This window comes from Flavobacterium sp. LM5, from assembly GCF_002017945.1.
Classification (GTDB): Bacteria; Bacteroidota; Bacteroidia; order Flavobacteriales; family Flavobacteriaceae; genus Flavobacterium; species Flavobacterium succinicans.
In genome coordinates this window covers 1-3,698 of record NZ_MUFX01000036.1, presented here as the reverse complement: position 1 = coordinate 3,698, position 3,698 = coordinate 1, and the positions used below count along the sequence as shown (strand labels likewise).

Genomic DNA, 3,698 nt, shown 5'->3' with positions numbered 1-3,698 from the left:
CTGATAATGACGCTTCTGGAATGGCAGCTATGGGTAAAGTAATGGGATTGGCTTCTGCGGCATTAGCAGGGAAAGCTGATGGAAAAAACGATATCAACAATTGTAAAAAAATTATTGTCTTAATTTTTTAATGAACGCTAAGTTTTTTCAACTTGGAATTTTAAAAAATTAATTTGGTAAGGTAAGACTGCGTAGTTCAACTGGATAGAATATCAGATTTCGACTCTGAGGGTTGCAGGTTCGAACCCTGCCGTGGTCACAACAAAGGATGAGGAATGTATGTTTCTTGTCCTTTTTTTATGAAATAATTATTTTGTAAAGGCAAGAAATGGAAATTTTTTTAGTGCAAATTTTACTTGGATTTATTGGATTGGCATTTGTTTTCTTTAGCATCCTTGAGCCAATTTATGTGTTTTTTTATAATAAACCATTGCTAGTCCATTGGCATTTGTTTCCAACGCCTATTGCTGAGGAGCAAAGAAGTTTTTTAAGTCTAAATTTCCCTTTCTATGTTAGGTTATCCCCTAGCAAGAAACGGGTTTTTGAACACAGAATAAATAAGTTTATTGAAAAGTATGAATTTATTGGACACGAAATAAACATCACCGAAGAAATGCGGTTACTTGTTGCTGGAACTTATGTGATGTTGACGTTTGGGATGAGGCATTATTTAAGTGATTTGTTTCATATAATTCTTGTTTACCCAACGGTGTATTATTCTACTTTAAACGATTTGTATCACAAGGGAGAGTTTAATCCTAGAATGAAGACTGTTGTTTTTTCTTGGACAGATTTTTTGTCGGACATGGAGTAGCTTCGGATAATATAAATTTGGGATTACATGAATTTACTCATGTATTGCATTTTCATTGTTTAAAGAAAAACGATTGTCAACTCGGTTATTTTTCAAGATGAATTTGAAGCGATACTCACTATTTTTAAAACACCACATTTGATTCAAGCAATTAATGATAAGGCTTATTTTCGAAAGTATGCTTATGAGAATCAATTCGAGTTCATTTCTGTTCTACTTGAACATTTTTTTGAAACCCCTAAAGATTTTGAAAAAAATCATCCCACCTTATACGGACACGTTAAACGAATGATAAATTATAATGAAAAGAATTTTATAGCCTAGAAAAATTTTTAGCAAAAATCTTAATCACGATAATTTAAGTAAAACAATTGACTTCTCGTCTGATAATCATCAGGATTTTTGATTTTTTTTTACTATAAATTTGAGAATAGTAAAAGTTAGGATTATGAAAAATACTGTCCCCGTTTCAAAAATTATGTCCAAAAATTTGGTTAAGCTTCACTTGTCGGATGATTTAACTAAAGCTGAAAGTTTGTTCAAACATCATAAAATTCGTCATATACCCGTTGTTAGAGGTAATAAAATTTTAGGTATATTAAGTTATACGGATTTGCTTCGAATTTCTTTTGCAGATGCTATTGACGATGATGAGGAAGTGGTGGATACCACCGTTTATAATATGTTTTCAGTTGAGCAAGTTATGGTTAAAAAAGTCACAACAATATCACCTGAAACCTCCATTAAGGAAGCCGCCGAAATATTAACCCACAATGATTTTCACGCGTTACCCGTTTGTGAAGGAGAATTGTTGGTTGGAATAGTCACAACAACTGATTTAATCCAGTATTTAATTGATCTGCATTAATAAACAAAAGGCTGTATCCTAAAACATAGGTTACAGCCTTTTGATTACAACTGTTTTTTGATTTAAAAAGCCGTGATGGTCTTTAAATCAGCGATAGTTTCTGTTGGGTTGTTGGCTTTAAAACAAAACTTCCTGCAACCAATACATCGGCTCCGGCTTCTGCTAATTGTTTTGCGTTTTTGTTCGTTACTCCACCGTCAATTTCGATGATGGTGTTGGCGCCTTTTTTTATAATCAAATCTTTTAGTTTACTTACTTTAGTATAGGTATTTTCAATAAAGGATTGTCCTCCAAATCCTGGATTTACACTCATAATACAAACCAAATCGATATCATTTATCACGTCTTCTAATAAATCGATAGAGGTATGCGGATTAATGGCTACACCAGCTAGCATCCCTTCAGCTTTAATAGCTTGTAAGGTACGGTGAAGATGATTACAAGCTTCGTAGTGAACCGTTAATACATTGGCCCAAGTTCAGCAAAAGTTTTGATGTAACGATCTGGGTCTACAATCATCAAATGGACATCAATTGTTTTAGTGGCGTGTTTTTGCGATAGCCTCAAGAACTGGCATACCAAACGAAATGTTGGGTACAAAAACGCCATCCATGATGTCAATATGAAACCAATCAGCTTGGCTTGCATTAATCATTTCGATATCACGCTGTAAGTTAGCAAAATCGGCTGCAAGAACCGAAGGCGCTATAAGGGTGTTTTTACTTATTGGTTATGTGAATTTGGGAGAAGTATATCCAGAAGATATTGAAGGTATCATGACAAAACTTAAAAGTACCAAAGCAATAGTTTTTGATCTAAGGCTGGGAGCTCATGATACAAATTATATCTTAGCGGAATATTTAAACCAGAACCCAAAGAATTTGCAAAATTTATCGATCCTGATGTAACATATCCAGGACGATTTATATGGAGAGAAACTGAAATATGTGGTAAAACAAATCCTGATTACTATAAAGGAAAAGTTATTGCTTTAGTCAATCAGTTTACTCAGAGCCACGGTGAATACTCAGCTATGTGTTTGCAATCGGCTCCCAATACAACTGTTATAGGAAGTCAAACAGCAGGTGCAGACGGTGGGGTAATTAGGTTTGAGATACTCGAGGGTTTCAATACACAGTTTAGTGGTTTGGGTGTGTTTTATCCTGATGGACGCGAAACACAACGCATTGGGATAGTTCCCGATATCGAGGCAAAACCGACCATCTTGGGTCTTCGTGAAGGTAAGGATGAAGTATTGGAACGAGCGATTCAATTTATAGAAACAGGGAAGTAGTTGGTGTACAAGTTTTCTTTGAATCTACTAAAAATTAAGTTATGGTTTTGGAGGTCTAATAAATTGTAAACAATTATACCACCGCATTCGCCACAATAAACCCGCTAGTCCAAGCATTTTGGAAATTGAAACCACCTGTAATGGCGTCGATATTGGCAATTTCACCTGAAGAATAATTTGAAGTAAAGAATGTATTTTTTAGTATTAAGAATAATGTCCTAGTGCAGAAATTACAAACACTGTAACAATCTCGTCTCGAACTTCATATATTAAACGGTCTTTTTTGTTGATTCTTCTTGACCAATATCCACTTAATTCAAATTTTAACGGTTCGGGGTTTCCACTACCAGTGTAGGGATGATCTTTCAACTCATTGAGTATTTTTATAATTTTTTTTATGGAAGCAAGATCGCCTGATTTTTTATGGTTAGACAAATCTTTTTCAGCAGTTGCTTTAATGATTACTTGATACTTTCCCATAAATCTTCTGCACTTTCCATTAGTCGGCCTTTCTCAGTGCTTGCTTTTTGATTCTTTTTACAAATTCAGGATTGTAAGGGCTTTTATCCTCTTCTTCAATTAAAACAATTTCTTTTGAATTTTCAGAAAACACACGAGCCATTTCTAAAAAAGCTTTTCCTTTTTTTGACTTTTCATTTATTTTTAAGGTTATTGTTGTCATCGCTTATTTTTTTCAAATTTACAAAAAGTTTTGTGGCCAG

At 34.1% G+C, this 3,698-nt stretch carries 6 protein-coding genes, 1 tRNA gene and 3 pseudogenes; 6 read left to right on the top strand and 4 right to left on the bottom strand.

What is annotated here, in order from left to right; all coding sequences use genetic code 11:
- The 5 genes and pseudogenes from BXU11_RS17765 to BXU11_RS17040 all read left to right on the top strand — a co-directional run.
- Positions 1–123, top strand: a pseudogene (locus BXU11_RS17765) (GatB/YqeY domain-containing protein); the annotation flags it as partial.
- Between the two features lie 62 nt (positions 124–185).
- Positions 186–259, top strand: a tRNA-Arg gene (locus BXU11_RS17055).
- A gap of 69 nt (positions 260–328) precedes the next feature.
- A complete protein-coding gene (locus BXU11_RS17050) occupies positions 329–814 on the top strand; it encodes a zinc-dependent peptidase (RefSeq protein ID WP_078213375.1) in 486 nt (161 codons plus the stop codon).
- A 138-nt stretch (positions 815–952) separates the two neighbouring features.
- Positions 953–1,138, top strand: coding sequence for a zinc-dependent peptidase (locus tag BXU11_RS17045; protein WP_189318561.1), 186 nt, complete (start codon positions 953–955; stop codon positions 1,136–1,138).
- Positions 1,139–1,262: 124 nt separating this feature from the next.
- Positions 1,263–1,682, top strand: coding sequence for a CBS domain-containing protein (locus BXU11_RS17040; RefSeq protein WP_024982299.1), 420 nt, complete (start codon positions 1,263–1,265; stop codon positions 1,680–1,682).
- A 62-nt stretch (positions 1,683–1,744) separates the two neighbouring features.
- Here BXU11_RS17040 and rpe read toward each other — a convergent pair.
- Positions 1,745–2,409 (bottom strand): annotated as a pseudogene (rpe, locus tag BXU11_RS17035) (ribulose-phosphate 3-epimerase).
- Between the two features lie 129 nt (positions 2,410–2,538).
- Here rpe and BXU11_RS17030 point away from each other — a divergent pair.
- On the top strand, positions 2,539–2,976 hold the full coding sequence (locus tag BXU11_RS17030; protein ID WP_078213373.1) for a S41 family peptidase: 438 nt from the start codon (positions 2,539–2,541) through the stop codon (positions 2,974–2,976).
- Positions 2,977–3,049: 73 nt separating this feature from the next.
- On the opposite strand, the pseudogene BXU11_RS17760 reads toward BXU11_RS17030, so the two are convergent.
- From BXU11_RS17760 to BXU11_RS17020, 3 genes and pseudogenes are all read right to left on the bottom strand, one after another.
- Positions 3,050–3,151 (bottom strand): annotated as a pseudogene (locus BXU11_RS17760) (NAD(P)/FAD-dependent oxidoreductase); the annotation flags it as partial.
- Between the two features lie 29 nt (positions 3,152–3,180).
- A complete protein-coding gene (locus tag BXU11_RS17025) occupies positions 3,181–3,456 on the bottom strand; it encodes a Txe/YoeB family addiction module toxin (protein WP_024982199.1) in 276 nt (91 codons plus the stop codon).
- 19 nt (positions 3,457–3,475) lie between these two features.
- Positions 3,476–3,658: a DUF2683 family protein gene (locus BXU11_RS17020; protein WP_078213372.1), complete on the bottom strand. Its 183-nt coding sequence runs from the start codon at positions 3,656–3,658 to the stop codon at positions 3,476–3,478.
- Positions 3,659–3,698: the final 40 nt, after the last annotated feature.